The organism is Streptomyces sp. NPDC045431 (genome assembly GCF_040646655.1).
Taxonomy (GTDB): Bacteria; Actinomycetota; Actinomycetes; order Streptomycetales; family Streptomycetaceae; genus Streptomyces.
This window is the reverse complement of record NZ_JBEZAQ010000015.1, coordinates 118,892-144,929: the sequence shown is the minus strand read 5'-3', so window position 1 is coordinate 144,929 and position 26,038 is coordinate 118,892. Positions and strand designations below refer to the sequence as shown.

The 26,038-nt window shown below is 72.7% G+C and carries 21 protein-coding genes and 3 pseudogenes; 15 read left to right on the top strand and 9 right to left on the bottom strand.

Annotated elements, in window-relative coordinates; genetic code table 11:
- Nucleotides 1–387 precede the first annotated feature (387 nt).
- Both AB0A69_RS26055 and AB0A69_RS26050 read left to right on the top strand, forming a co-directional pair.
- On the top strand, nt 388–1,392 hold the full coding sequence (locus tag AB0A69_RS26055) for a cyclic GMP-AMP synthase DncV-like nucleotidyltransferase (RefSeq protein ID WP_361426701.1): 1,005 nt from the start codon (nt 388–390) through the stop codon (nt 1,390–1,392).
- A complete protein-coding gene (locus AB0A69_RS26050) occupies nt 1,389–3,128 on the top strand; it encodes a ThiF family adenylyltransferase (RefSeq protein WP_361426698.1) in 1,740 nt (579 codons plus the stop codon). The genes AB0A69_RS26055 and AB0A69_RS26050 overlap by 4 nt, the downstream gene beginning before the upstream one ends.
- A 201-nt stretch (nt 3,129–3,329) precedes the next feature.
- On the opposite strand, the gene AB0A69_RS26045 is transcribed toward AB0A69_RS26050, so the two are convergent.
- Nucleotides 3,330–4,463: an SAVED domain-containing protein gene (locus AB0A69_RS26045; protein WP_361426694.1), complete on the bottom strand. Its 1,134-nt coding sequence runs from the start codon at nt 4,461–4,463 to the stop codon at nt 3,330–3,332.
- A gap of 322 nt (nt 4,464–4,785) precedes the next feature.
- Here AB0A69_RS26045 and AB0A69_RS26040 point away from each other — a divergent pair.
- Nucleotides 4,786–5,195 (top strand): annotated as a pseudogene (locus tag AB0A69_RS26040) (DUF1345 domain-containing protein); the annotation flags it as partial.
- Nucleotides 5,196–5,280: 85 nt separating this feature from the next.
- On the opposite strand, the gene AB0A69_RS26035 reads toward AB0A69_RS26040, so the two are convergent.
- Together AB0A69_RS26035 and AB0A69_RS26030 are read right to left on the bottom strand one after the other, a co-directional pair.
- Complete coding sequence (locus AB0A69_RS26035; protein WP_361426691.1) at nt 5,281–5,667, bottom strand: zinc-binding dehydrogenase; 387 nt, start codon at nt 5,665–5,667, stop codon at nt 5,281–5,283.
- 283 nt (nt 5,668–5,950) lie between these two features.
- A pseudogene (locus tag AB0A69_RS26030) lies at nt 5,951–6,130 on the bottom strand (hypothetical protein); the annotation flags it as partial.
- Nucleotides 6,131–6,427: 297 nt separating this feature from the next.
- Here AB0A69_RS26030 and panD point away from each other — a divergent pair.
- From panD to AB0A69_RS26010, 4 genes and pseudogenes are all read left to right on the top strand, one after another.
- On the top strand, nt 6,428–6,856 hold the full coding sequence (panD, locus tag AB0A69_RS26025) for an aspartate 1-decarboxylase (RefSeq protein WP_361426688.1): 429 nt from the start codon (nt 6,428–6,430) through the stop codon (nt 6,854–6,856).
- 421 nt (nt 6,857–7,277) lie between these two features.
- Nucleotides 7,278–8,005: pseudogene (locus AB0A69_RS26020) on the top strand (DUF2625 domain-containing protein).
- A gap of 87 nt (nt 8,006–8,092) precedes the next feature.
- Nucleotides 8,093–9,877 (top strand): histidine kinase, encoded by a 1,785-nt coding sequence (locus tag AB0A69_RS26015; protein WP_361426685.1) that lies wholly within the window; start codon nt 8,093–8,095, stop codon nt 9,875–9,877.
- Nucleotides 9,874–10,512 (top strand): response regulator transcription factor, encoded by a 639-nt coding sequence (locus AB0A69_RS26010; protein ID WP_361426859.1) that lies wholly within the window; start codon nt 9,874–9,876, stop codon nt 10,510–10,512. The genes AB0A69_RS26015 and AB0A69_RS26010 overlap by 4 nt, the downstream gene beginning before the upstream one ends.
- 183 nt (nt 10,513–10,695) lie before the next feature.
- Here the strand turns inward: AB0A69_RS26010 and AB0A69_RS26005 are convergent, their stop codons facing one another.
- Complete coding sequence (locus tag AB0A69_RS26005; RefSeq protein WP_361426682.1) at nt 10,696–11,058, bottom strand: hypothetical protein; 363 nt, start codon at nt 11,056–11,058, stop codon at nt 10,696–10,698.
- Between the two features lie 295 nt (nt 11,059–11,353).
- Between AB0A69_RS26005 and AB0A69_RS26000 the strand changes: the two genes are divergently transcribed.
- Nucleotides 11,354–12,598, top strand: coding sequence for a transglycosylase family protein (locus tag AB0A69_RS26000; protein WP_361426679.1), 1,245 nt, complete (start codon nt 11,354–11,356; stop codon nt 12,596–12,598).
- Here AB0A69_RS26000 and AB0A69_RS25995 read toward each other — a convergent pair.
- Nucleotides 12,479–13,429: a DMT family transporter gene (locus AB0A69_RS25995; RefSeq protein ID WP_361426676.1), complete on the bottom strand. Its 951-nt coding sequence runs from the start codon at nt 13,427–13,429 to the stop codon at nt 12,479–12,481. The two genes, AB0A69_RS26000 and AB0A69_RS25995, sit on opposite strands and share 120 nt — an antisense overlap.
- A 174-nt stretch (nt 13,430–13,603) precedes the next feature.
- Here AB0A69_RS25995 and AB0A69_RS25990 point away from each other — a divergent pair, with 174 nt between their 5' ends.
- Together AB0A69_RS25990 and AB0A69_RS25985 are read left to right on the top strand one after the other, a co-directional pair.
- Complete coding sequence (locus AB0A69_RS25990; RefSeq protein WP_361426673.1) at nt 13,604–15,070, top strand: SDR family NAD(P)-dependent oxidoreductase; 1,467 nt, start codon at nt 13,604–13,606, stop codon at nt 15,068–15,070.
- 249 nt (nt 15,071–15,319) lie between these two features.
- A complete protein-coding gene (locus AB0A69_RS25985) occupies nt 15,320–15,490 on the top strand; it encodes a hypothetical protein (RefSeq protein WP_361426670.1) in 171 nt (56 codons plus the stop codon).
- Nucleotides 15,491–15,558: 68 nt separating this feature from the next.
- Here AB0A69_RS25985 and AB0A69_RS25980 read toward each other — a convergent pair whose 3' ends face one another.
- The 3 genes from AB0A69_RS25980 to AB0A69_RS25970 are packed head-to-tail and all read right to left on the bottom strand — an operon-like array spanning nt 15,559 to nt 18,420.
- Nucleotides 15,559–16,992: a lipase maturation factor family protein gene (locus tag AB0A69_RS25980; protein ID WP_361426667.1), complete on the bottom strand. Its 1,434-nt coding sequence runs from the start codon at nt 16,990–16,992 to the stop codon at nt 15,559–15,561.
- 22 nt (nt 16,993–17,014) lie between these two features.
- Nucleotides 17,015–17,557, bottom strand: coding sequence for a DUF1990 domain-containing protein (locus AB0A69_RS25975; protein WP_361426664.1), 543 nt, complete (start codon nt 17,555–17,557; stop codon nt 17,015–17,017).
- A complete protein-coding gene (locus AB0A69_RS25970) occupies nt 17,554–18,420 on the bottom strand; it encodes a YndJ family protein (protein WP_361426856.1) in 867 nt (288 codons plus the stop codon). The genes AB0A69_RS25975 and AB0A69_RS25970 overlap by 4 nt, the downstream gene beginning before the upstream one ends.
- Nucleotides 18,421–18,619: 199 nt before the next feature.
- Between AB0A69_RS25970 and AB0A69_RS25965 the strand changes: the two genes are divergently transcribed.
- The 4 genes from AB0A69_RS25965 (at nt 18,620) to AB0A69_RS25950 (ending at nt 24,398) form a co-directional block, all read left to right on the top strand.
- Nucleotides 18,620–19,771, top strand: coding sequence for a DUF6777 domain-containing protein (locus AB0A69_RS25965; protein WP_361426661.1), 1,152 nt, complete (start codon nt 18,620–18,622; stop codon nt 19,769–19,771).
- A 72-nt stretch (nt 19,772–19,843) separates the two neighbouring features.
- Nucleotides 19,844–21,952: a SpoIIE family protein phosphatase gene (locus AB0A69_RS25960; protein ID WP_361426658.1), complete on the top strand. Its 2,109-nt coding sequence runs from the start codon at nt 19,844–19,846 to the stop codon at nt 21,950–21,952.
- Between the two features lie 98 nt (nt 21,953–22,050).
- A complete protein-coding gene (locus AB0A69_RS25955) occupies nt 22,051–23,511 on the top strand; it encodes a wax ester/triacylglycerol synthase family O-acyltransferase (RefSeq protein WP_361426655.1) in 1,461 nt (486 codons plus the stop codon).
- 14 nt (nt 23,512–23,525) lie between these two features.
- Nucleotides 23,526–24,398, top strand: coding sequence for a DNA-formamidopyrimidine glycosylase family protein (locus AB0A69_RS25950; protein WP_361426652.1), 873 nt, complete (start codon nt 23,526–23,528; stop codon nt 24,396–24,398).
- Nucleotides 24,399–24,400: 2 nt separating this feature from the next.
- Here AB0A69_RS25950 and AB0A69_RS25945 read toward each other — a convergent pair whose 3' ends face one another.
- The gene (locus AB0A69_RS25945; protein WP_361426649.1) at nt 24,401–25,120 is read right to left on the bottom strand and encodes a zf-HC2 domain-containing protein; all 720 of its coding nucleotides are present in this window, start codon (nt 25,118–25,120) and stop codon (nt 24,401–24,403) included.
- A gap of 136 nt (nt 25,121–25,256) precedes the next feature.
- On the opposite strand from AB0A69_RS25945, the gene AB0A69_RS25940 reads away from it, so the two are divergent.
- Entirely contained in the window at nt 25,257–26,009 is a 753-nt protein-coding gene (locus tag AB0A69_RS25940; RefSeq protein ID WP_361426646.1) for a LytTR family DNA-binding domain-containing protein, read from the top strand.
- Nucleotides 26,010–26,038 lie beyond the last annotated feature (29 nt).

The window sequence follows — 26,038 nt, the reverse complement described above, 5'->3', positions numbered from 1 at the left end:
ACGGGTGGCCCCTACTCGGCGTGAGGCTGACGGGACAATCCACCCCCGGGCGGTACCGCGTACGCGTGCCTGGCCGTGATGGCCGGCATCGTCGACCGGACCACACCGGCTCCCCTCGATGGCCAGCCGTCACCCAAGGCCATCCGCTGATGCTGTGCATCGGCCAACCCTCTGCCCAGTGCCATGGCCGGCCCCCTCCGCGAGCCCACACCAGGCCCCTCGCGCAAGCACACCCATGTCCGCACCCCTGCGCCCCCTCGCGGGCAAGCCCACATGCCTTCGCGGTCTCTCCATGCCCTATGCCGTCACGTCTCCCGTAGGCATGCCCCACACCCATTTCGTCACCCTGAGTCCTCAGCCGGCTCGCCGCAGAAAGGAACCCTCGCCATGCAATGCCGCAAGAACTTCGACACCTTCCTCAAGAACACCGTGAACCTCAGCCAGGCCAAGCTCACCCTCCTCGACGTACGCGTCGAGGCCATCTACAAGGCCCTCAAGGCCGACCCCGAACTCGGCTCGTTCATCCGCGGCAAGAAGCCTCAGGGCTCCTGGGCGCAGCGCACCATCATCAACCCCGTCGGCGACAGCGAGTTCGACGCCGACTTCATGCTCCACCTCACCGAGAACACCGAGTGGGCCGACAGCCCCAAGACCTACATCGACAAGGTCTACGCCGCGCTCCACCGTCACAGCATCTACGGCGCCATGCCTCACACCCGCAAGTGCCGCTGCGTGCAGCTCAGCTACGCCAACTCCATGCACGTCGACATCGTCCCCTACCTTCAGCTGGCCGACGGCCGCGAGGTGATCGTCAACCGCGACGCCAACACCTGGGAGCAGACCAACCCGGCCGGGTTTACCGCCTGGATGCAGAAGAAGGACGGCATCGCCAACAACAACCTGCGCAAGGTCATCCGCCTGATGAAGTACCTGCGCAACCACCGCGGCTCCTTCACCGGCACCCGCTCCATCATCCTCACCACCCTGCTCGGCGAACGCGTCGAGGAGATCAAGAAGCTCATGGACCCCGGCTGCTACAGCGACGTGCCCACCACCTTGCTCGCCATCGTCGAGGACCTCGACCGATGGCTGCAGGAGCGCCCCTACAAGCCCTCCATCGCCGACCCTTCCGGATCGGGCGTCACCTTCGACCACCGCTGGGACCAGACGACTTACAGCTACTTCCGGGCCCGCATCCACGCCCACGCCCGCGAGATCCGCGAAGCCTACGACGAGCCGGACTACGACCGCAGCGTGCGGCTGTGGCGCAAGCTGTTCGGCGACGCCTTCCCCGGCCAGCCGCGTGCCGCCGCCTCCCTCACCCCCACGGTGGCCAAATTCGCCACCCCACTGCTCATCACCACGACCTCCCGCACCGGACGTGCCGGATGACCAAGCACAAGTCGCCCGCAGCCCGCCCCAGCCTCTCCCAGCGTCGCCTCCTGGAGGAGCTCACAGCGCTGGCAGCCGCGCACGAGCCGGACCTGCGCATCACCGGCCGCCCCCGTACCGACACTGACGGCCTGGTCACCATCCCCATCAGTGTCTGCACCGGCGGCATGCCACATGCTCCAGGAGGACTGCAGCTCAAGGAGAGTGAGGACTTCCTCCTCACTCTGCCCGCCACCCCGATGATGCCGCCCCAGGTGCGCACCCCCCACATTCGGTTCGCCGGCACCCCGCACGTCCTGCAGGGTGATCGACTGTGCCTCTACCTCGACCCGGCCCGCGAATGGGACCCCGCTGCCGGAATCGCCCCCGTCATCAACCGCCTGTGGCAGTGGCTCACCGACGCCGCAGCCGGCAGGTTCGATCCCGCCACGGCGCTCTACCACCCCGTAGGCGGGGTCCTGCACCACACCCCGGGCACTCCCACCGTCGTCGTACGAGAACCTGTCTCCCACCGGTCGGCCACGGCATGGCTCACCCAGCGCACCACCGACCGGCTCGACCTGACCAGCGCCCCCGCAGACTCCCACAGCCACCGCACCCCGATCCTGCCAGCGGACGCGCTGCCCCTGGGCGCGGGCAGCACTTTTGCCGAACTCCTCACCCTCACCCACTCTGCCACTGCCCACACCCCGCAACCGGCCGACGCCCCATCCCCGGCGCTGCTGACCGCACTCGCCGCCAGCGCCCTGCGTAACCCCGAAGGCACCGCCCAGTACTTCGTCCTGGCCGTCCGACACCCCGCCACACCCGCAGTGTCCCCCTTCCTCCTCGCCGGCCGCCTGCCGCCCCAGGCCGGCGACACGCTGCGCCGCCTCGCACGCCGCGCGACCCCCAGCCGCCTGGGCAGCCTGCCCGAGGACCTGGCCCACGCCCCCATCGCATGGTGTTACCTCTCCGACGAACGCGCCGAAGTCACCACCCGCCGTGACACCCTCCGCCCCGTCCGCGCCTTCCAGGACTGTCACATCCACATCTGGGGCTGCGGCGGCATCGGCTCCTGGGCAGCCGAGATGGTGGCCCGGGCCGGCGCCTCACATCTCACCCTCAGCGACCCCGGCCGTGTCACCGGCGGCCTGCTGGTGCGGCAGAACTACACCGAACACCACATCGGCATGACCAAGGCGGCAGCACTGGCCTCCCACCTGCGGACCATCCGTGACGACATCCGCATCGACATCGCCATCCCGCCCCCCGACCCCGCCCTCCTGACCGCCGCGGACCAAGCCGACCTCATCATCGACGCCACCGTCAGCATCACCGCCGGACGCTTCCTCGACCTCCTTGCCCAGCAGCCCCACCGCAAAGCCGTCCTGGCCCAGCTCGCCACGGACAGCCTCACCGCCAGCCTGGGAATCCTCACCATCGCCGCCCCCGGCACCCACACCCCCCTGTCCAGCATCGATCACACCGCTGGCGGCCACGTCCTTAACGCCCCGAACCTTGAGGCGTACCACGCACTGTGGGCCGAACCCTCCCCGGACGACGAACTGCGCCCCACAAGAGGCTGCTCCACTCCCACATTCCACGGCTCCGCCGCCGACCTGATGGCAACCACCGCCACCCTGGTCACCCTGCTGGGCATCCAGATGCGCCACCCTGTATCCGGGACCCACCTGTGCGCCCAGCCCCACACCGGGACAGCCCCGGCACACCGCTTCATCCCTCACAGCGAGTAGGGAGCACTCCCCGCGTCTCTGGACCTGCGGCCCTGCATCCCCGGCAGGGCCGCCAGCCCCTTGAGGCTGCCGGGCGTCGGCAAGACCCGCACCCCCAGCGCCGCTCCGGCAGAACTCGGCATACCTGGCCGCGGCTACACACCTCCAAGCCCTGATGAGAAGGCGATCCACGGCGCCGCACGGCGGGCCGCCGTGCGCAGGTCAGCCGGGAACCTGCCCCACCTCCAAGGTGGGCACGTAGCTGCCCGCCAAGCGCTCGTAGATCACGAGCTGCGGGTGCACCTGCGGATGGTGAGCACGGCCCAGGGCGATAGCCGCGGAGAGGGGAACGGCAGGCAGGACATGCAGGCGGCGCAGCGACTTAGCCTCCCTTTCCAGCCGCGCGAGAAGCGTCCGTAGCGTTTCCTCCAGCTGTCGCAGTGACGCCCGGCACCGCAGTACGTCCGGACCAGCATGCGTGCCCACCGGGCTGACCTCGTAGCGGCGCAGCGCCGAAAGCTCCCGCGGAACCTCAGAAGGGGCGATGATGCCGGAGATGTTCACCATGACGACAGCCTCGTCCCCGTCCGCCCCGGCCTGAACCGGATGCGCGGCGAACTCGGTGACCGGGCCGCTCTCGGCAGGCCACACCCAGGACTGCTCGTGCCGGTGACGTTGGTAGATGTCCGTCGGCACGGTGTCGTCCAAGAGCGACCCGAGATAGACCAGCAATGGCAGACGCGCGAATCCGAACACGCTCACGTGCTGCACGGATTCCCGCTCTATCCCTGGTCGCAGCCGGTTGCGGACCACGTCATCGATGACCTTGGTCGCCTGCCGATAGTAGTGACGGCTGGCCTCGGCGGCAGATTCCGCGTCCCAGGCAGCGGCTGCCTGCTCGCCGGGAGTGTGCCGCAGATCTATCTCCACACCGTGCCGGGTGTAGGACTCCAGGTACAAAGGGAATCGGCGGCCTGCCGTCACAGCGTCCGCAGCGGTCTCCCGCGACAGCTCGACCGCATTTCCGTGCACCGACCCCACCATCCGCACCACCGTGGTGGCCCTCTCCGGCCCCAGCGCGGTCAGGTGCCTGACACGGTCCTCATGCTCCTGCTTCACACGGCGCAGCCACTCGACAGTGAAGACGTCCAGCGTGGCCTTCGCATCGATCTCCATATGTTGCTGGGCACACAGCAGCATCAGGTTGTCTGCCTCATCCCGCAGCGCCTTCTCCAACAGATCCCCGCCGCGCGGCGAGCGCGGATCAGTGCTCTGCCCGACGATGTGCGCGACCTCCCCCAAAGGAAGCGTCCGTCCAGACATCACCCCCTCCAGCAGGTACGCGTTGCACAGCATGCACCTGCCTCCACTGCGCACCCACACGGCGAGAACCGCCTTGGATGAAAGACGGCTCCGTTTCCCGCCGCTCCCGCTCATCAAGCACTGCCTCCATCCCTTCGCGACAGACCAGACGCTAGACGACACCTCCCCTGACACCAGGGGGATTTGACAAAGCGCGGCGCACCCTGGAAGTGCGGCTCCGCACGAGGGCGTGTCCGTGGCGGACCGATACGCGCCCATAGCGGGCGCCGTCGGAAGCCTCAGTAGAGCTGCCGGCATATCCAGCCCCCGCTGCACCTGCGAGTCATACGGCCGGCTGGACGCCAGCTGCGCCTCGACTTCACCGGGGCCCGGGATGTCGGTCCTCATCGCGTCGGCGGTCTGGCGTCCCGGGCATCTGGGTTCCGCTTTCCCGGCGACGGTGCGGGTCCTGATGGCGCTCGTCTCGTCGTTGTCGCCTGGATCTGCGTCCCGGTCGCTTTCGTGGTCGCGTTCCATGCCGACAACCTCGTGGAGGACGAGGCGGCGCTGGACTTCCCGGGTGGGGAGACAGCGGCTTGGGCCGACTACGTGTACTTCGCCCTGTCCGTCATGACGACGTTCGGTACGACGGACGTCACGGTGATGTCGCGGGAGATGTGCCGGACGGTGGCGGCCAACGCGATCATCGCGTTCGTCTTCAACTTCAACACGGTGATCGTGGCCGGCATGGTCACGGTGCTCGACAGTGGGCAGGGTGCTGCCTGACAGGTGCCGTTGGTCCTCGGACGGTGGGGGGCGGTGACCGGATCGCACGCGCCGTGCGGGATGAGTCGGCCACCGCCCCTCCTACTTAGGGGGTGAGCACGCGGCGGATCGGGTCTCCGATCTTCTTCTCCAGTCGGGCGACGGCGTCTGCGGCTTCGGCCAGCGAGATGTGAGCGCTGACGGAGGGGCCGAGGTCGATGCGCCCGGCGGCGGCCAGTCCGACGAGCTGTTCCACGTGCTCCGGCTCGGAGCCGTAGTGTCCGCGGATCTGCCGGACGTTGAAGCAGAAGTCGATGCTGTTGGCGACGGTGACCGGCTCCGGGGTGAGGCCAGCGAGCACCAGGACGCCGTTCGGACCGAGCACGGTGGTGGCCTGGGCGCGGGCCGCTCCGACGCCGGCGAACTCGAAGGCGACGTCGATGCCCCGGCCCGCCGTGGCCTCGCGCACCGCCTCGGCGAAGTCTCCGGCCATAGGGTCGAGCGCGTGGTCGGCGCCGAAGCGACGGCCTGCGCGGGGCGGACCGCGCCGGTGTCCACGATCGCGGCGTACGGGGTGGAGACGGCGTCGGGGGTGATCGCGGCCTGGTCGAACGGCAGGTGGTCTGGGATGGGGAGCAGGGTGTCCTCCCGGGCGAGGGCGTACTGGGCCCAGCCCCCGTCGTAGTCCACTCCCCGGCCAGGGGTTGGCGGCAGAGCATGTGGCGCAAGCAGTCAGCGCAGTCGCCGCACGCCTGCCCGGCCTGGAGCACGACCCGCCGGCCGGGGGTCCAGTCGCCCTTCACCTCGGGGCCGACGGTGTGGACGACGCCGGCCACCTCGTGGCCGGGCGTGATGGCGACGGAGTCCTTGACGGCGCCGATGGGGTAGAAGGGGCTCAGAGTTCGGTACGGAGACGGAAGCGGCGCCCGACTCGCTCGTGGCCGCACGGCGTTCATGGGCGCGGCCCCTTTGGGCAGTGACCCGCCCTATGCCCTCAGGCTCCTGATATGCCGTCAGGTAAGTCAGCGTTTCGTCAGCATCGGTCCTGGCGCGTTCCGCGAAGAGTGTTCGGGTAGGGGCGTATTCGAAGAGCCACAACAGCCTGGTTCGCACGGAAGCCCAGGCAGTGAGCCGGCTCACCGAAGTGAAGCGATGTTCCTCACAATCTTCGAGTCAGGCGCGTCCCAGTTGTAGAGTGATATCGCCCTTGACCTGCAGAAAGCAGGCAGGGAGCCGTCCTCAGGGAGTCCAAAGTGCTGCGTACTTTGTTCAAGTCCAAGATCCACCGCGCCACCGTCACCCAGGCCGACCTGCACTACGTGGGATCGGTCACCGTCGACGCCGACCTCATGGAGGCCGCCGACCTTCTCCCCGGCGAGCTCGTGCACATCGTCGACATCGACAACGGCGCGCGCCTGGAGACGTACGTCATCGAGGGCGAGCGCGGCTCCGGGGTCATCGGGATCAACGGGGCTGCGGCGCATCTCGTGCACCCCGGGGACCTGGTCATTCTGATCAGCTACGCCCAGGTCGACGACGCAGAGGCCCGCTCGCTCGTGCCGCGGGTGGTGCACGTCGACGCCGCGAACCGGATCGTGGAGCTCGGCTCCGACGCCTCCGCACCCGTGCCCGGCAGCGACACCGCGCGCAGCCCGCACGCCGTTCCCGCCGCGCGGGGCTGAGCGGCCGGACCCGGCGGGGCGCGCGGCGGCGGTCGCCACCCTGATGAGTGATCCGGGCGCGCCGGGGAACGCGCAGCGCGAGAGGCTGGAACGGGCCCGCTTGATCGGGTCCGCTCGATCACCGAGGGGATGGACGCCATGACCAATCCGCCGACCCCCGACCCCGTACCCCCGTCGCCGACGCCGCCGAGCCCGGTGCCGCCCGACCCGGTGCCGCCGACGCCCGTGCCCCAGCCCGGGCCGACGGGGCCCGAGCCGGGCCCCGCGCCCGGTCCCGTACCGGCTCCGCCGCATCCGGGGCCGCCGCCGCCCGGGCCGGCGCCGGATCCGGTGCCGAAGCCGCCCGGACCCGATCCCGTGCCGGGGCCGGAACCGGAGCCCGGCCCGATGAGCTGACCGGCGGCCGTGCGAGGATGCGGCGGTGCGTGAGCTGCCCGAGGTGATCGGCGTCGACGACCCCGCCTGGCCCGAGATCCGGCAGGAGCTGGCCTCCAGCCGGGTGCCGGTCGAAGCCGTGCCCGCCGATGGCCGGGCGGGACGCACCGCGCTCCTGCAGCTGCAGATCACGGCCAGGTCCTACCTGGGCGCCTCGTCCTGCACTGCGGCGGCCTGGTGCTCGACCACGGCTGGCTGCGCGTCTACGGAAGCCCCGCGCCCGCGAACCCCCAGGGCCTGCCGGCCCTGGCCCGGGCCAACGGCTTCCCCGCGGCGTTCGACGCCGACTGGCAGGCCGAGGCGGGGCTGGTCATCGCGCACGACGTCCTCGGCGGCGTCTTCGCCGTCAACGGCGCCGCGCCCGAGGAGGCCGGACGGCCCGGGGCGCCCGGCGAGGTGGTGTACTTCGCGCCCGACTCCCTCCGCTGGGAGGCACTCGGCGCCGGACACGGGGCATGGCTGTCGTGGATCCTCTCCGGTGCGCTCGAGGAGTTCTACGGGACACTGCGCCGGCCGGACTGGCGCGACGAGGTGCGCGCGCTGACCGCCGGGCAGGGGCTGTCCTTCTTCCCGCCCCTGTGGACGGCCGAGGCCCGGCGTGACCTGTCGGCCGCCGGCCGGCGCGCGGTGCCGATGGCCGAGCTCCTCGGTGCGAGCCGCGCCTCCTGCCGGCAGCTCGACGGGGCCGACCCCGGCTTCCTCGGTGCCGTGTAGCCGTCCCTCCCCGCGCGGCGACCACCGCCGACGATGACACAATGGCGGCCGGCGCGAGCACGGTCGGAATACGCGGGGGACGCTGGGGTGGAACACAGGCCTGGAGCGAGCCGCGAGGCCGGGCGGCTGATGGCATGGGCGGTCGCCGCGGTGGCCGCCGGTACCGTCGGCACCGTCGGGTACGCGCGTACGGGCGCCGAGCCGTCGGCGGTGGTCGTCGACGTGCTGACGGGCCTCACCTACGCGACCGCGGGCCTCATCGCGCTCTGGCGGCGGCCCGCCAACGGCACCGGGCGGCTGATGCTCGCCGAGGGGCTCACCTGGTTCATCGGGAACCTGCAGGGCTTCGACCAGCCGCTGCTGGTCGGCATGGGGGCCTGGTGGGAGGCGCTGAACCTCGCCGTACTGGCCCACCTGCTGCTGGCCTTCCCCGAGGGGCGGGTGGCGCCGCGCCGGGCCCGGATCACGGTGGGCTCCGCGTACACGCTGGTGGCGGTGGGCGGACTCGTGCGGGCCCTGAGCTACGACCCGGCGGCCGACCCGGGCAGCTCGTACCTCCTCTGCGACGACTGCCGCGGCAACGCGCTGCTCCTCGTGCGCGATCCCGCCGTGTTCGCCGGTGTCGACCTCGCCTACCGGTGGGTGGGGGCCGCGCTCACGCTGTGGGTGGCGGTGCTCATGGTGAGCCGGTGGCTGGCGGGCAGCCCCGCGTACCGCCGCGTCCTGGTGCCGGTCGCCGTGCCGCTGGCGCTCACGGTCGCCTTCGTCGGCTGGGAGGTGGTGTACGTCCTCCACCCCGGGCTGCTGCGCGGCGGCGAACTGCTGCCCCTGGTGCTGTCGGACCTGGCACAGGTCGCGCTCCCCGCGGCCTTCCTGGTGGGACTGTTCCGGATACGCCTGCGACGCGCCGACGTCGGGAACCTGGTCATCGCCGCCGGGCCCGACCCGACGCCGTCCCAGCTGCAGACGGCGCTGCGTGAGGTCCTGGGAGACCCGACGCTGCGGCTCGGGATCCCGCACGCCACCGTGTCCGGCCTGTACACCGACCCCGAAGGGCGCGCGATCGGCGGGCCGGCGTCGCGGGGCCGCCCGGGCGCCGGTGCCGCCGTGACACCGCTCGGACCCGGCTGTACGCCGCCGGCCGTGCTGGTGCACGACCGGGCGCTCGCGCAGGAACCGGAGCTGCTCGAAGCGGTCTCCGCGTCCGTGGGGCTGTGCCTGCGCACCATGCAGCTCGCCGAACGGGCCGCACGGAACGCCGAGCGGGCGCGGGAGCTGCAGTTGCGCCTGCTGTCCGCGGAGGAGCAGGAGCGGCGGCGCCTGGAGCGGAACCTGCACGACGGAGCGCAGGGCCGGCTCGTGTTCGCACTCATGGGGCTCCGCCGGATCGGCACCCAGTGGGGCCGCGACCCGCAGTTGCGCGCCGCGGTCGACGAGACCGAGCAGACGCTGCGCACGGCACTGACGGAGCTGCGGGAGCTGGCCCGGGGGCTGCACCCGGCCGTACTCGCGCGCGAAGGGCTGCGTGCGGCACTGACCGGGCTGGCCGACGAGTCGCCGGTACCGGTGGTGGTGATGGCCGATCCGGTCCGGCTGCCGGAGCTGGTGGAGGCCACGGCGTACTACGTGGTCAGCGAGGCCCTGTCCAATGCGGGCAAGCACTCGGGGGCGCGGGCGGTGACGGTCACCGTGCGCAGGGAAGGGTTGTGGGTGGTGGTCGAGGTGGTGGACGACGGCGTCGGCGGGGCCGATCCGGAGGGCCGCGGCCTGCGCGGGCTGGCGGACCGGGTGGCCGCCGTCGGCGGCAGCCTGCGGGTGAGCTCCCCGACCGGTGACGGCACGCGGATCGAGGCGGAGCTGCCGTGCGCGTGATTCTCGCCGAGGACTCCGCTCTGCTGCGGCAGGGCCTGGTCCGCCTGATGGAGGACTGCGGCATCACCGTGGTCGCGCAGCGCGGTGACGCCGAAGGGCTCGTGGAGCTCGTGGACGGGACCGGGCCCGACGTGGTGGTCCTCGACATCCGGATGCCGCCGACCCACACCCACGAGGGCCTGCGGGCCGCGCGGGCCATCCGCCTGCGCCGGCCCGGCACCGGGGTGTTGCTGCTGTCCCAGTACGTCGAGACGGGCAGCGTGCTGGAGGAGCTCACCCGCGACGGACAGGGCGTGGGCTATCTGCTGAAGGAACGCGTCACGGACGCGCAGGAGCTCTTCGACGCACTGAAGAGGGTGGCCTGCGGCGAGTGCGTCCTCGATCCGGAGGTCGTGGCACGGCTGATGCGCCGCCCCGGGCCGGCCTGTCTGCTGGACACGCTGACTCCCCGCGAGCGCGAGGTCCTGGCCCTGATGGCCGAGGGGCGCTCCAACGAGGGCATCAGCGCCTGCCTGCACATCGCCGCCAAGACGCTGGAGACCCACGTCCGCAGCATCTTCACCAAGCTCCACCTCGAACCCGACCCGAGCGAGCACCGGCGGGTCCGGGCCGTCCTGGCGTACCTCCAGGCCTGACGAAGCGGTGTGCGGCGGCGTGTGCCGCGGCCCCACGGACGTCGCGGACGCGGCCGGCCGGTGTGACGGGCGTGGGCCCCCAAACCCGCGCCACGCCGTCCGGCCGCGTCCCCCGCCGCCGTACGTGGCCCCCTGTCCCCTCACGTACGGTCCCCGGGCGCACACAGGAGCGTCAGAGGCGCATCACAGCGCGCGGCAGTTGATCCAGTCGTCGGCCGCCTCGCCGGGGACGAAGCAGGTGACGGTCTTGGACACCTTCTTGCCCTTGTAAATGCCGGTGCCCTTGACCTTCACGTTGCCCTTCCACCACCAGCCATGGACCCAGGTCCAGGCATCCGGGGTGGCGATCCAGCGCGTGGTGACCTTGTCGCCGTGCTGGTTGTACCCCTCGAGCTGGATCTGGTCGGCATAGGTGGTGTGCACCTTGAGCTTGTTGCCGTTGCTGCCGGCGCTGGCGGTCGTGGCGCCCGACAGCGTCACCGCGGCCAGGCCGATGGACGCGATCCCCACGGTGGCGCTGCGCACGAGCTTCCTGGTCCTGTTCATGTGGAGCTTCCCCCAGTTCGTGGTCATCAGCGCGGTCATCGGCGGGCACCCGGCCGCAACACCCTTCCCCCGTCCAGGAGTCGCGACTTCGCGGTGCCCGCCGACCCGCGACACCGAATCTAGGGCTCCGCGCCCCGGGGCACATCAGGGCTAGCCCTGAGCCGGGCCGAACCGTTCGGCACGAACGGGTTTTTGAGCGCCCCGCCGTGCCCCGCATGCCCCCTTGTCACCGCCCGTCGCTGCCCATAGCTTGGGCGCCTGCCGCTGTGTGCAAGGCAAGGGGGGAATGGGGACCATGGCCGTACGCGGACGACACCGCCGGTACCAGCCGAGCCGGATCAACCAGGCGTCGCTCACCGTCGCCGCGGGCGGTGCCGGAATGGCGCTCCCGCTCCTCGGGGCGGGCGCGGCGCACGCGGCGTCCGTGGACGTGTGGGAGAAGGTCGCGGCCTGCGAGTCCACCAACAACTGGAAGATCAACACTGGCAACGGCTATTACGGCGGGCTGCAGTTCACCCAGTCCACCTGGGAGGCGTACGGCGGCACGCGCTACGCCCCGCGCGCCGACCTCGCCACCAAGGACCAGCAGATCGCCGTCGCCGAGAAGGTGCTCAAGGGGCAGGGCCCGCGCGCCTGGCCCACCTGCTCGGTGAAGGCGGGCCTCACCCGGGGCGGCGAAGCGCCGGACATCGCGCCGCAGGCGAAGGCCGCGGCACCCGCCACGAGCCGCGCCACGCCGCCCGCCAGACCACGCTCCGCCCCCGCGACGCCCACCACCGTGCCCGGGCAGCGCGAGAGTTACACGGTGGCGCGCGGCGACTCGCTCTCCGGCATCGCCGAGGAGCGGAAGGTCAAGGGCGGGTGGCGGGGCCTGTACGCCGCCAACCGCGCGGTCATCGGCGGCGATCCGGACCTCATCATGCCGGGCCAGAAACTGACGCTGCGTACGGCGCCGGCGAAGCCGCCGGCCACCCCGTCCGCGAAGCCGCCGGCCCCGTCGAAACCGGCGGCGAAGAAGCCCGCCACGAGGCCCGCGCCGCAGCCCGCACCCAAGCCCCCGGCCGCGAAGAAGCCGGCCGCCAAACCCGCGGCCAAGCCGGCCGCCAAACCCGCCTCCGCCACGAAGCCCCGGAGCGTGGGCTTCAGCGCCCCCGTCGAGGCCAACCCCGGTACCGCGTACCGCAAGGCGGGCTCCTCCTGGTCCAGCGGCTACCACACGGGCATCGACTTCCCCGTCCCCACCGGCACCGCCGTCAAGGCGGTTGCGCCCGGGCGCGTGGTGTCCGCCGGCTGGGGCGGCGCGTACGGCTACGAGGTCGTCATCCGGCACGACGACGGCAGGTACAGCCAGTACGCCCACCTGTCCGCGCTCACCGTCCGCGAAGGGCAGCGCGTCAACAGCGGCCAGCGGATCGCCCGTTCAGGATCGACCGGCAACAGCACCGGACCGCACCTCCACTTCGAGGTGCGGACGGGGCCGGGGTACGGCTCCGACATCGACCCCCTCGCGTACCTCAGGTCGGGTGGCGTACGGCTCTGACCCCCCGCCGGGAACCGTGCTCAGCAGGACGAGGCCGCCCGCCGCCACCACACCGCAGCCCAGCGCCAGCACCGTTCCCGGCACGCCGTACCGGAACTCCTCGCCGAACAGCGTGAGCCCCACGGCGGCGGCCACCACCGGATTGACCACGGTGACCGTCGCCAGGGGCGCCGTCAGCCCCGCGCCCCGGTACGACGCCTGCGACAGTGCCAGCCCGGCCGTCGCGAACACGGCGACGGCCAACAGGCTCGGCCACTGGCCCAGCGGGTCGCGCGCGACGGAGCCGACCGAGACGAAGCCGGCCGCGACGGCCTTCGTGAACACCGACGCGGTCCCGAACGCCACGCCCGCCCCGGCGCCCAGCAGCACGCCGCGCGCCCCCGGCCGCCGGGCCAGGCCCCGCGCCGCCGCGTACAGCACGGCCATCGTCCCCGCGCCGAGCCCCGCCAGCAGCAGCCGGGCCCCGCCGTCCACCGACGGCGCCCCCGCCTGCCCCGTCAGCGCGAGCAGCCCGGCCAGCCCCGCCGTCGCCATGACCACGCCGCGCCAAGCGGCCGCCCCCGCCCGCCGCCGGGTGAAGAGCGCGGCCAGGGGCAGCGCGAACACGATTGTCAGCGCGCCCAGCGGTTGCACCAGGCTCAGCGGCCCGTACGCCAGCGCCACGACGTGCAGCAGCGCGCCGAGACCGTTCAGCAGCACCGCCGCCCACCAGGCGGCGGAGCGCGTCGGCGCACCCGGGCGCGCCGCGACGCGCTCCTGCGTGACCGCCCCGGCCGCGTAGGCGACCGCGGAGACCAGCGACAACAGCACCGACAGGGCGAGGAGGCTCATGCCCTCACGATGGCGCCCGAGATCGTTCCCGTCGTCGTCCCTGAGCACTCCATCGGTCGTACTCCCGATGGAGTACGGGAGTACGAGAGGGCCGTTTGGCGGCGAGGCCCCGCGCTGACGTAAAGTTCGGCTTTTGAAACGTGCCAGACGAGTGATCGAGGAACCGAAGAGGCCATGACGGTGACTGAAGAGAACCAGGCGTACGGGCCGGGCATCGACCCCGAGCGTCTGGCCGTCTGCCTGAGCGTCCTCGAGGAGCTCGACAAGCTGGAGGTCGACCACCCGGACGCGATCGCCGTCCGCCGCGCCACGGCCGGTATCTACCGCACCGTGAAGCAGCGCCGCCGCCAGGAGCGCCGGGCCGCCAAGACCGCCCACGACAAGGCGGTCACCGAGGCCACCGCCACCGGCTCCGCCGAGCGCATCGACGACGAGACGCAGGGCCTGCTGCCCTCCTCCTCGGTCAGCGGCGAGATCGCGGGCATCCTCCAGCGCCCCCGCTCCTGCTACATCTGCAAGACCCGGTACGTCGAGGTCGACGCGTTCTACCACCAGCTGTGCCCGAAGTGCGCCGCCGAGAACCGGGCCCGCCGCGACGCCCGTACCGACCTGACCGGCCGCCGCGCGCTGCTCACCGGCGGCCGCGCCAAGATCGGCATGTACATCGCGCTGCGGCTGCTGCGTGACGGTGCCAACACCACCATCACCACCCGCTTCCCCAAGGACGCCATCCGCCGCTTCAAGGCGATGCCGGACAGCGACGAGTGGATCGGCCGACTGAAGATCGTCGGCATCGACCTGCGCGACCCGGCCCAGGTCGTCGCGCTCGCCGACTCGGTCGCCGCCGAGGGCCCGCTGGACATCCTGATCAACAACGCCGCGCAGACCGTGCGCCGCTCGCCGGGCGCCTACCGCGAGCTCGTCGCCGCCGAGTCCGCGCCGCTGCCGGCCGGTGAGCTGCCGCCCGCCGAGATCATCGGCACCTTCGGCAGCGGCGCCGTGGAGACGATGGCGGCCCTGCCGTCGTCGCGCAACGGCAGCGGGCTGTCCGCCCAGGAGGTGGCAGAGCTCGCTCTTGTCAGCGGCTCCGCGTCGCTGGAGCGGATCGCCGCGGGCACCGCGATCGACGCGGGCGGCCTGGTACCCGACCTGGCGGACACCAACAGCTGGATCCAGACGGTTTCCGAGGTCGACCCGGTCGAGCTCCTCGAAGTGCAGCTGTGCAACTCCACCGCGCCCTTCATCCTGATCAGCCGGCTGCGCTCGGCGATGGCGGCCTCCCCGGCCCGGCGTACGTACGTGGTGAACGTCTCCGCGATGGAGGGCGTCTTCAGCCGCGGCTACAAGGGCGCCGGGCACCCGCACACCAACATGGCCAAGGCCGCCCTGAACATGCTCACGCGCACCAGCGCCCAGGAGATGTTCGAGTCCGACCGCATCCTGATGACCGCCGTCGACACCGGCTGGATCACCGACGAGCGGCCGCACCCGGACAAGGTCCGGCTCGCCGAGGCGGGCTTCCACGCCCCGCTCGACCTGATCGACGGCGCGGCCCGGGTCTACGACCCGATCGTGCGCGGCGAGGCGGGCGAGGACCTGTACGGCTGCTTCCTCAAGGACTACGCGCCCGCCAACTGGTGAGCGCCGTCCGGTGACCGGATGCTTGCGGAGTGTCCGGAACCTGCCTATGTGACGCGTTCCATCGAGCGCAAGCGTGCTCATTTGGTTAACCTGGAGCGACGGTCGGCCGACAGGGATCCACGAAACCCCCTTCAGGCCGACCCGGGGACAAGGCCTGCCACCAAGGCTGCGGTCCCGCCCCAGTACCGGCGCCACCGCGACCGATCGGCAGCTATGTCCTCATAGGTTCGCGACACGAAGGAGTGCGCGGTGACACCAGAACTGACGAAGCAGGAAGAGCGTTCGGCGAGAGACGGCGACGGGTCCGGTCCATCGGACACGCTCGGCAGCCTCGAAGTGTGGGCCCGTTCGGCCCCCATCCGCCTGGCCGGATACGAGGACGACCTCGCCGAGCCGCACATCCTGCCCGGCATCGACTGAGCCGGATTGCGATTCACACGCTTCGCCCACGTGCCCTCCGTCTTCTGCCGGAGGGCACGCGCGTGTCGTCACCGCTCCCGTTCGTCCGCACCGGCGAGCCGCGTCGGCGGCATGAACTCGCGGACGTACGTCCGGTGCCACCAGGCGCCCGAGGCGCGCAGTTCGCGCCAGGTCGTGAACCGGTACCGGTAGAGCCGCGCGCGGACGACCACCGGCGGCGCGTCCGGGAAGGGGTTGCGCCGCAGCAGCCGGAGCGTGTCCCGGTCCCCGTCGAGCAGCCGCTCCACCAGCCCGCCGAACCAGGAGTGGGCGTACGCGGGGGACAGCGCCGCGAACCACATCATCCAGTCCAGCCGCAGGTGGTACGGGGCGAACTGGCGCGGCAGCCGGCGGACGTCGCCGGGCTTGCCCTTGAACTCGTACTCCCGCCACACCGTCCCCGCGTGGAGGACCGGCTCGTCCGTCCCCTCGATGACGATCTCGTGGCGTACGCGGCCGACCGTGCCGAACGCGCCATAGGTGTTGACCAGGTGCAGCGGGTCGAAGGACATGTTCATCGCCTGGTGGCGGGAGAGCAGGTTGCGTACCGGGCGCCGGCTGAGGAAGAGCACCAAGGCGGTGACGGCGAGGACGAGGATTCCGTACCAGAGCGGGGGAGCGGGCAGCGCGGGCGGGTCGGCGACGAGCGAGCCGTCCACGGCGGAGGCGGCGAGCACGATCGTGATCCAGTTCAGCCAGGAGAAGTTGCCGGAGAGCACCAGCCACAGCTGTGTGGCGATGACCATGCCCGCCGCCACGCTCGCCACCGGCTGCGGCGTGAAGAGCAGCACCGGGACGACCAGTTGCGTCACGTGGTTGGCCGCGACCTCCACCCGGTGCAGGGGCCTCGGGAGACGGTGGAAGAACCAGCTCAGCGGCCCGGGCATCGGCTGCGTCTCGTGGTGGTAGTACAGGCAGGTCAGGTCCCGCCAGCAGGGGTCGCCGCGCAGTTTGATCAGCCCGGCCCCGAACTCCACCCGGAACAGCAGCCAGCGCAGCAGGAACAGGATCAGCACGGGCGGCGCGGTGCGTTCGTTGCCGAGGAAGATCGCCAGAAAGCCGGTCTCCAGGAGGAGCGATTCCCAGCCGAAGCCGTACCAGGTCTGTCCGACGTTGACGATGGACAGGTACAGCGCCCACAGCACCGCCCACATCAGCATCGCCACCGCGAGCGGCACCGCGTCGCCCGCCCCCGCGATCAGCGCGGCGGCGAGCGCCGCGCCGCTCCAGGCGCAGAGGGCGAAGAACCGGTCCGAGTAGTGCCAGTGGAAGACGCTCGGCGCGCGGCGCGGCGGCACGCGCCGCAGGTAGGCGGGGACGGGCAGCATGCCCCGCTCGCCGATCAGCGCGCGGAACTGGAGCGCGGCGCAGAGGAAGGCGACCAGGTAGATCCCGGCGAGCGCCCGCTGGAAGACCAGTCTGCTCAGCCAGTAGTCGGACGAGGTGAACCAGAACCACTCCATCGGTTCCAGTATCGGCCGTGGATCATCCCGCCGCGATCTTTCGCAGCGTCCGGCCGAGTCGCCGCGCGTACCAGCGCTGCACCACGGGGACGAGCGGTCCGCCCGCGCGCGTGTACCAGCGGGCGGGCCGGCTGAAGGCCGTGACCGTGAACCACACCGACCCGTCCGCGCGCAGATCCACGACGAACGACTCCTCGCCGCGCTCCGGGTGGCCCTGTCGGGTGCCGTACGCGAAGCCCGCGCGGTCGTCCTCGTACACCGTCCACACCACCTCGCAGGGCGCGGTGAGGCGCAGCGGGCCCAGGCCCAGGGAGACCTCGACGCCGGCGCCGGGCTCCGCGCGCGGCGACTCGGCGCGGATCCGGGCGCCCGAGGCGCGATGCACGCGCCAGGTGGTGACGGCCGCGCCTGCCGTGCGGAAGACGTCCCTGCCGCTGCCGATCGGGACCTCCACACGCAGGTGGTGGTAGCCGGCGGGGAGCGGGCGCGTGCGGGTGGCGCCGACCTCGGGGTAGCTGAGCGGGGGCGGACCGGCGGTGGCGAGGCTGCGGATGAGGCGGGTCATGCCACGGGCTCCTTGAGGCATGTGGCGCGGGCGGGGGATGTGGTGCGGGCGAGGCGTCGCCAGGCGAGTACCGAGCAGAGGGCGAAGCCGAGGGCGTTGCCGAGGCCGTGGGTGGCGGCCATCCAGGTCAGGCTCGGGTGGGGGAGTCCGGTGGCCTCCCCGAGTGCCCAGCTGAGCGCCAGCAGCATGGTCGCCACGAGGACGGCGGCGGAGACGGCGAGCAGCGCTCTCGTGAGCCGGTCGGGCCCGTCGCTCCGGACATCCTGCCAGGTGAGCAGGGCGACGGCCCACATGCCGGCGGTGAGCACGAGTGCCCCGGCCAGTTCGGCCCAGTCGTCCAGGAAGTAGCCGAGCAGCACCAGCAGGGTGCCGAGCGGCACGCTCAGCGCGGCGAAGCGCCCGGCGGGCCGGTCCGTGGCCCGGCAGACGAGACCGGCCACCAGGGCGGCGGCGAAACCGGCGAAGTGGAAGTGCGGCACGGTCAGCGCCAGGATCTCCAGGTCGAAGCCGAACAGCGGGTGCCCGAGGCGCTCCGCGACCAGCGCCACCGCGGCGACCGACGGGCTCACGAGCGCGGTCGCCACGGCGATCCGGACCGGCGGTGCCGACGCGGACGTACGGACCAGGCGGCCCGGCGCGTGCAGTGCCAGGAGCGCGGTGCCGACCGCGTAGCAGCAGGCGAGCGCGGTGGCGGCGATGCCGCGCGGCAACCACAGGGACGCCGCTCCCGGCAGCGCGAACAGTGGCCAGACCGTCCGGACGGCCGCCGTCCCCCCGCCGTCCTCCGGATCGATCAGGCGCAGACCCGCCGGGACGATCACCAGCATGCCGAGCGCCACGATCAGCCCGACGAGCACGGACAACGCACCCACCCCCTTCCCCTCGGTTGAACATGTTCAACTCTCGGGCTGAGCCTAGAGGCTTCATTGAACGCGTTCAAGTCGTGTGGAGGGTGGGTGCTTCCGGTTGCGGGGTGAGGGCGGATCCGGCAGACATAGAGGGCAACCGGGGCAACCCGGGCAAGCAAGACTGAAGCGAGTGTTGAAAGGCGGGAGGGCCTCCGTGCGTACCACCCCACGTCGTCGCCGGTACGGCGCGCTCGCCACGCTCGCCGCATCCACCGTCACCGCTGGAGTGCTGGCCACCGGCTGCGGAGGCGACGGCGACGGCGGCAAACCCCGTGGCGGCGGAGCGGTGGAGGGTCTTCCCGGGCCGGGCGAGGTGCTGCTCCAGGCCGTTTCCGCCCACGGCCCCGCCCCGTTCACCCCCTCCACGGTCAGGCCCTCACCCGACGCGCCCGGCTCCCCGCCGTCGGCCGAGCCCGGCACCGCACCGGCGACCGGCATCGTCTCCGGCGCCACCCCCGGCCTGTACGGCGGCGCGCGCTCGGTCGCCAGTTGCGACGTGGCCCGCCAGACCCGCCTCCTCACCTCCGACGACGCCAAGGCGGCCGCCTTCGCCCAGGCCGCCGGCGTCGCCCACACCCGGCTCGCCGACTGGCTGGACGGCCTCACGCCCGTGGTGCTGCGGTCCGACACCCGCGTCACCGGACACGGTTACCGCGACGGCTCGGCCGCCGACTTCCAGGCCGTCCTCCAGGCCGGAACCGCCGTCCTGGTGGACGAGTACGGTGCGCCGCGCGTGCGCTGCGCCTCCGGCAGCCCGCTGCGCTCGCCGGTCCCCGAGGAGGGCGCGGTCGAGCACAAGGGGCAGCCCTGGCCCGGCTTCGACCCCGGACGGGTCGTGACGGTCAACGCCACCCATCACGTCGTGGACAGCCTGTTCATCGTCAGTGTCGTCAGCAACACGCTGATCGAGCGCAAGGCCGGCACCGAGGGAGAGCAGGACCGCATCGTGACCGACGAAAGCGTCCTCGCGGCCGCGCGCTCCCCCGAATCGGCCACCTCTCCGTCCGCCGCGCCACAGCCCGCCGCGCCGCAGCCCCCGGCCCCCGAGCCCGCCGCGCCGCAGCCTCCGGCCCCCGAGCCCGCCGCGCCGCAGCCCGCGGCGCCCGAACCCCTCGACCCGGGCCCGGAGCCGGAGCCGGAGCCGGAGGCCGAGGCCGAAGCCGAGACCGAGTTCCAGGCCGGCGGCGGCGCCCCCCAGGACGCCGGCGAAGACGAAGGCGTACAGGGCCAGGAGGCGGACCAGGACCAGAGCCACCTCATGGGGCCGGACAACGCGGCCGTCGAGCCGGAGCCCCACGAGGGCTGACGGCCTTCGTGAACGCTCCCCACGCTCTCGCGCGCGGTCGAAAAAGCCGACAAATGATGGCAGAGTGGCCCCATGGTTGATCCGGCAGCGGATGCCCTGTCGCTTCCCGAGGACTGGCCCGCCCGCCCGGATCTGAGTCTGTCCCTCAACCGCATGGGCAGTTTCGACTGGGACCTGGACACCGGGCTGATGCACCTTGACCAGGCCGCCCTCGGCGTGTTCCAGGTGCACGCCGACGAGTACGACGGACGGCCCGAGAGCCTCGCCCCGCGCGTCCCACCGAGCGAGGCGATCCGCCTCGACGGCATGGTGACCCAGGCGCTGAAGAGCGGCAGCAGCCACTACGGCGCGTACTTCCGCATCCGCGACCGCGAGGGCAACCTCCGCTGGACGCACACCCAGGGCTTCATCCGGCGCGACGAGACCGGCCGCCCGCGCCGCATCATCGGCATCGTCCGGGACGCCACGCAGGAACTGACCGAGTCCACCGCGCGCATCGAGGTGGACGCCGAGCGGCGCCGCCAGACCAGCGTCGTGGAGTCCACCACCGCGGCCCTCGCGCACGCCCGCACCGTCCAGGACGTCATCGACGTCCTGCGCGACTCGCACGGCCTCGAACACCTCGGTGCGACCAGCGTCGTCATGGGCCTGCTGGAGTCGGGACGCATCCACCTGGTCGCCGACGGTCCGGACGGCTCCTTCGTGCCGGGAACCCGGTACACCCGGGTGGAGGAGCAGTACCCGATGAGCGAGGTGATCCGCACCCTCGCGCCGCGGTTCATCGAGTCCCCCGAGGACTTCGCCGACTCGTACCCCATCCTCTGGCCGCACATCAGCGGCCTCGGCATCACCTCCGCCGCCTATCTGCCGCTCATCGCCCAGGCCCGGCCCATCGGCGCGCTCGGGCTGCTCTACAGCGACAAGTACGGCTTCTCCTCCGAGGACCGCAACGTCCTGGTCGCACTCGGCAGCAGCATCGCCCAGAGCCTCCAGCGCGCCATGCTCTTCGAGCAGGAGCACGACCTCGCCGAGGGCCTCCAGCAGGCGATGCTGCCGCGCCGGATCCCCCAGGTGGCCGGGGCGCACATCGCCGTCCGCTACCGCTCCGCCCGGCTCGGCCGGGACATCGGCGGCGACTGGTACGACGTCATCCCCCTGCCCGGCGGCCGCGTGGGCGCCGTCATCGGTGACGTACAGGGGCACGACACGCACGCGGCCGCCGTGATGGGGCAGCTGCGCATCGTGCTGCGCGCGTACGCGGCCGAGGGGCACACCCCCGCCACCGTGATGGCGCGGGCCTCGGTCTTCCTGCACGAGCTGGACACCGACCGCTTCGCCACCTGCACCTACCTGGAGGCGGACCTGGCGACGGGCGTGGTGCAGATCGTGCGGGCGGGCCACGTCGACCCGCTGCTGAGGGACACCGACGGCAGCTGCCGCCGGGTGCCCGTCCAGGGGGGTATGCCGCTGGGCCTCTCGGCGGAGTTCGGGCGGCTGGACTACCCCGTCTCCATCCTGGAGCTGGACCCGGGCCAGGCCCTGCTGCTGTACACGGACGGGCTCGTCGAGCAGCCCGGTTCCGATCTCGACGAGGGCATGCAGTGGCTGACCTCGGTCGTACGGCAGGGTCCGGACGACCTCCAGCTGCTCGCCGACCACCTGTGCGACGTGGTCGACGAGCGCGGCGGCGACGACGACGTGGCAGTCCTGCTGCTGCGCCGCAGGGGCGGCTACACCCCGCAGGCCGGCGGACGGCTCCAGCAGCACGTCGGGCAGAGCGATCCCGAGGCGCTGCGCTCGGCCCGCCACATGATCCGGGCGGCGGTGCGCGCCTGGGGCGCGGCGGAGCGGGCCGACGAGGTCGAGCTCGTCGCCGACGAGCTGATCACCAACGCGCTGCTCCACACCGACGGCGGCGCGATCGTCACCCTGCGGATGCTGGCCGGCCACGAGCGGCGGCTGCGGGTCGAGGTGGAGGACCGCTCCAGCGTGCTGCCGCGCCGTCGGGAGGCGGGGGACTCCGGGGTATCCGGCCGGGGCCTGCTGCTGGTGGACCGGCTCGCCGACGTCTGGGGCGTGGAGTCCCGCGGCGGCGGCAAGTGCGTGTGGTGCGAGTTCGGTGTGGCGGAACGGCCGGAGGTGCACAGGTCTTCCGTCATAGCGGAAACCCGACCGACATGATTTGTTAACTGTCTGTAGAGCGATCGTGCTTGACGGTAACCGACCGAAGGCGATTGACTGCCGTTCCGTGGCCCCGCCCTCGACGACCTGGGGATTCCTTGAGCAGCGATCTGCTGGCACCTCTCGATCTGGCCTTCTGGCATCTCGAATCGGCCGGCCACCCCATGCACCTCGGTGCGCTGGCCCGCTTCGACCCCGCACCGGGTGAGGCGCCCGACTCCGCGCCGGGCGCCGCGGCCGGTGACGCCGCGTCCGTGCTCGCGCTGCTCGCCGAGCGCGCCGCCGCCATCCCGCGCCTGCGGATGCGGGTGCGGGACGTCCTGCTGCCGGTCGGCGGCGCCCGCTGGAGCGTGGACGAGACCTTCGACGTCCACCGGCACGTACGCCACGTCCGGCTCCCCCAGGACCAGGACGGCGACTTCGCCGCCGCCGCCACGCGGCTCGCCGGGGAGCTGATGGAGCGCCCGCTCGCCCGCGAGCTGCCGCCGTGGGAGATGTACCTGCTGACCGGGACCCCCGGTGGGCCCTTCGCCGTACTCGTCAAACTCCACCACGCCCTCGCCGACGGCATGCGCGCCGTCGCCATCGGCGCCGGGATCTTCGACGAGATCGCCGACGCACGGCCCCGCACCACCACCACCACCACCACCGTCCGCCGTCCGCGCCCGGCGACGCCCCGCTCGTGGCTCCCCGGCCCCTGGCACGTGGCCGGTGTCGCGGGCGCCGTTCGCGGCCGGGCCGAGGAGCTCGGCCGCGCCCTCGGCGTCGGCGCCTCCGTCCTGGGCGCCTCCGCCGTACGGGCCGGCCGCCACGACCCCCACGGGACCCCGGCGCTGGCCGCGGAAACCAGCGGCACACGGCGCCTGGCCACCGCCGAACTGGACCTGGAGGAGGTGCGCCGGGTACGCCGGGTGACCGGCGGCACCGCCAACGACGTACTGCTCGCCGTGGTCGCCGGCGCGCTGCGCCACTGGCTCCTGGAGCGCGGCGACCCGCTCCCCGCCGCCGACCCGTGCGCGCTGGTGCCCGTCTCGCGGCGCAGGCCCGGTGTCCGTGCAGGTTCCGGTTCCGGCTCGCCGCCCGACTGCGGCAACAGGTTCTCCGCGTACCTCCTCGACCTGCCCCTCGGCGACCCCGACCCGCTGAGCCGCCTCGCCGCCGTACGCCGCGGCATGGACCGCAACAAGGCGGCCGGGCCCTCGCGCGGGCCCGGGGCCGTCGCCGTACTCGCCGACCAACTGCCGCCGCTCGCCCACCGCTTCGGCACACCGCTGGCCGGGGGCGCGGCCCGCATGCTGTTCGACCTCCTGGTGACCAACGTGCCCCTGCCCCGCTCCACGCTCTCCCTCGCCGGCAGCCCGCTGCGCGCCCTGTACCCGATGGCCCCGCTCGCCCGCGGCCAGGCCCTCGCCATCGCCATGTCGCCGTACGGCGGACGCGTCCACACCGGACTCGTCGCCGACGGCCGGGCCCTGCCCGACCTGGACCGCATCGCGCACGCCCTGCACACCGAACTCGCCGCGCTGGTCAAGGCCACCGACCGTTCCTCCGGGTCCTGAGGCAAGCTGGAACCATGCCCGAACTGCCCGAGGTCGAAGCGCTGCGCGAGTTCCTCGACGAGCACCTCGTCGGCAAGGAGATCGCCCGCGCCCTGCCCGTCGCCATCAGCGTGCTGAAGACGTACGACCCGCCGCTCGGCGCCCTCGACGGCGGCGAGGTCACCGGCGTGGCGCGGCACGGGAAGTTCCTCGACATCGCGACGGCCGGGCCGGCCGGAGAGCTGCACCTGGTGATCCACCTCGCCCGCGCCGGCTGGCTGCAGTGGCGGGACGTCCTGCCCTCCGGCCCGCCCCGCCCCGGCAAGGGGCCGCTGGCGCTGCGCGTCGCGCTCACCGGCGGTGACGGCTTCGACCTCACCGAGGCCGGCACCACCAAGCGCCTCGCCGTCCACCTCGTACGCGATCCGGCCGCGGTGGACGGTGTCGCCCGCCTCGGCCCCGACCCGCTCGCCGACGACTTCGACCGGGACGCCTTCGCGGCGCTCCTCGCCGGGGAACGGCGCCAGATCAAAGGCGCGCTGCGCGACCAGAGCCTCATCGCCGGGATCGGCAACGCCTACAGCGACGAGATCCTCCACGCCGCCCGCATGTCGCCCTTCAAGCCCGTCCGGAACCTCACGCAGGAGGAGACGACCGCGCTGTACGAGGCGATGCGCGCAACCCTGCGGGAGGCGGTGGAGCGCTCGCACGGGCTGGCCGCCGGGCGGCTCAAGGCGGAGAAGAAGAGCGGGCTGCGCGTCCACGGCCGCACCGGGGAGCCCTGCCCGGTCTGCGGCGACACCATCCGCGAGGTCTCCTTCAGCGACTCCTCGCTGCAGTACTGCGCCACCTGCCAGACCGGCGGCAAGCCGCTCGCCGACCGCCGCCTGTCCCGCCTGCTGAAGTAGGTCTACGGCAGCACCGACACCAGCCGCCGCCCCTCGCGGTCGCGCACCTCCAGCCGGGCGATCTCGTCGCGCCGCAGCGCCGTACCGCCCTCGATGACGGGCTCGTCACCGTCCTCGTGACCGTCCACGGGCGTCGCCCAGCTCATCACCGGCCACTCCCGCCCGTCCCTCCCCACCGCCACCAGGTCGCAGACGCGGGGCCCCCGCACCCCCGCCACCCGCACGGCCAGCTCCGTGCCCCACGCCCGGTCCCGCAGCGCCAGCGCCGCCGTCACCCCGGTGGCCGGGTCGGTCGCCGCGACCGCGGCCCGCCCCGGTGACGCCGGCTCGTCGCCGGCCACGAGGAGGGCGGCTCCGGGCACGCCGACCGCGAGTGCCGCGGCCGCCGCGACCAGGCGCCCGCGCCACCGGCGTACCCGCGGAAGCCGCGCGGCGCCGCGCCGGTGCCCCCGCCCGCGCCGCGTCCTCCGCCCCGGCCCCCGGCCCTGCCCCGGGCCCGCCACCCGTCCCGCCACCCGTCCCGGCCTCGGCGGCTCCCGGCCGGCCAGCTGCGCCAGCGCCGCCACCGTCCCGGTGAGGTCCGCCAGCCGCATGGCGCAGGGCACGCACGCCGCGAGGTGCTCCTCGCAGCGCAGCGCGTCCGCCGGTTCCAGCACGCCCAGCGCATAGGCGGCGACATCGGCGGCATCGGCGGCATCGTGGTGCCGCTCCCGCAGACCCATGGCTGTGCCCCATTCCCCGTATCGTCGTCGTTCGTCAGCGTCCCGTCGGTGCCGGGATCGTCCCGCTGTGCCGTCGTGAACGAGTACGCAGACGAGCGGCTTCTCGCTCAATCACCCCGCGCCTACACTCCGCACCATGCTGCGCGTACTGGCCGTCGACGACGAGAAGCCCGCCCTCGAGGAGCTGCTCTACCTGCTCCGCCGCGACCCCCGGGTGCGCAGTGCGGAAGGCGCCACCGACGCGACCGAGGCCCTGCGCCGCATCGGCCGGGCCCTGGAGGCGGGGCCCGGCGGGGAGGAGGCCATCGACGTCGTCTTCCTCGACATCCACATGGCCGGGCTCACCGGCCTCGACGTCGCCCGGCTGCTGGCCGGCTTCGCCCGGCCGCCGCTGATCGTGTTCGTCACCGCCCACGAGGGCTTCGCCGTCCAGGCGTTCGACCTCAAGGCGGTCGACTACGTCCTCAAGCCGGTCCGCACGGAGCGCCTCGCCGAAGCCGTACGCCGCGTCGCCGACCTCACCGCCCCCGCCGACCGGCCGGGCGTCGCCGCAGCCCCGGAGCAGATACCGGTCGAACTCGGCGGCGTCACCCGCTTCGTACCGGTCGACGCCATCGCCTACGTCGAGGCGCAGGGCGACTACGCGCGCCTGCACACCGACGAGGGCAGCCACCTCGTGCGCATCCCGCTGTCCACGCTGGAGGAGCGGTGGGCGGAGCGCGGCTTCGTACGGATCCACCGCAGCCACCTCGTCGCGCTCGGCCGCATCGACGAACTGCGCCTCGACGCCGGGGCGACCACCGTGCGCGTCGGCAGCGCGGAGCTCGCGGTCAGCCGCCGCCACGCCCGCCAGCTGCGCGAGCTGCTGATGCGGCGCGTCCGGGGCTGAAACCCCCTACCCCGGGCCGGACCTGCTGC

Excerpts from the sequence above, each read along its gene's own strand:
- AB0A69_RS26055 (WP_361426701.1), top strand. The coding sequence starts at position 388 with ATGCAATGCCGCAAGAACTTCGACACCTTCCTCAAGAACACCGTGAAC.
- AB0A69_RS26050 (WP_361426698.1), top strand. The coding sequence starts at position 1,389 with ATGACCAAGCACAAGTCGCCCGCAGCCCGCCCCAGCCTCTCCCAGCGT.
- AB0A69_RS26045 (WP_361426694.1), bottom strand. The coding sequence starts at position 4,463 with ATGCTGTGCAACGCGTACCTGCTGGAGGGGGTGATGTCTGGACGGACG.
- AB0A69_RS26035 (WP_361426691.1), bottom strand. The coding sequence starts at position 5,667 with ATGGCCGGAGACTTCGCCGAGGCGGTGCGCGAGGCCACGGCGGGCCGG.
- AB0A69_RS26005 (WP_361426682.1), bottom strand. The coding sequence starts at position 11,058 with ATGAACAGGACCAGGAAGCTCGTGCGCAGCGCCACCGTGGGGATCGCG.
- AB0A69_RS26000 (WP_361426679.1), top strand. The coding sequence starts at position 11,354 with ATGGCCGTACGCGGACGACACCGCCGGTACCAGCCGAGCCGGATCAAC.
- AB0A69_RS25995 (WP_361426676.1), bottom strand. The coding sequence starts at position 13,429 with ATGAGCCTCCTCGCCCTGTCGGTGCTGTTGTCGCTGGTCTCCGCGGTC.
- AB0A69_RS25990 (WP_361426673.1), top strand. The coding sequence starts at position 13,604 with ATGACGGTGACTGAAGAGAACCAGGCGTACGGGCCGGGCATCGACCCC.
- AB0A69_RS25980 (WP_361426667.1), bottom strand. The coding sequence starts at position 16,992 with ATGGAGTGGTTCTGGTTCACCTCGTCCGACTACTGGCTGAGCAGACTG.
- AB0A69_RS25975 (WP_361426664.1), bottom strand. The coding sequence starts at position 17,557 with ATGACCCGCCTCATCCGCAGCCTCGCCACCGCCGGTCCGCCCCCGCTC.
- AB0A69_RS25960 (WP_361426658.1), top strand. The coding sequence starts at position 19,844 with ATGGTTGATCCGGCAGCGGATGCCCTGTCGCTTCCCGAGGACTGGCCC.
- AB0A69_RS25950 (WP_361426652.1), top strand. The coding sequence starts at position 23,526 with ATGCCCGAACTGCCCGAGGTCGAAGCGCTGCGCGAGTTCCTCGACGAG.
- AB0A69_RS25945 (WP_361426649.1), bottom strand. The coding sequence starts at position 25,120 with ATGGGTCTGCGGGAGCGGCACCACGATGCCGCCGATGCCGCCGATGTC.
- AB0A69_RS25940 (WP_361426646.1), top strand. The coding sequence starts at position 25,257 with ATGCTGCGCGTACTGGCCGTCGACGACGAGAAGCCCGCCCTCGAGGAG.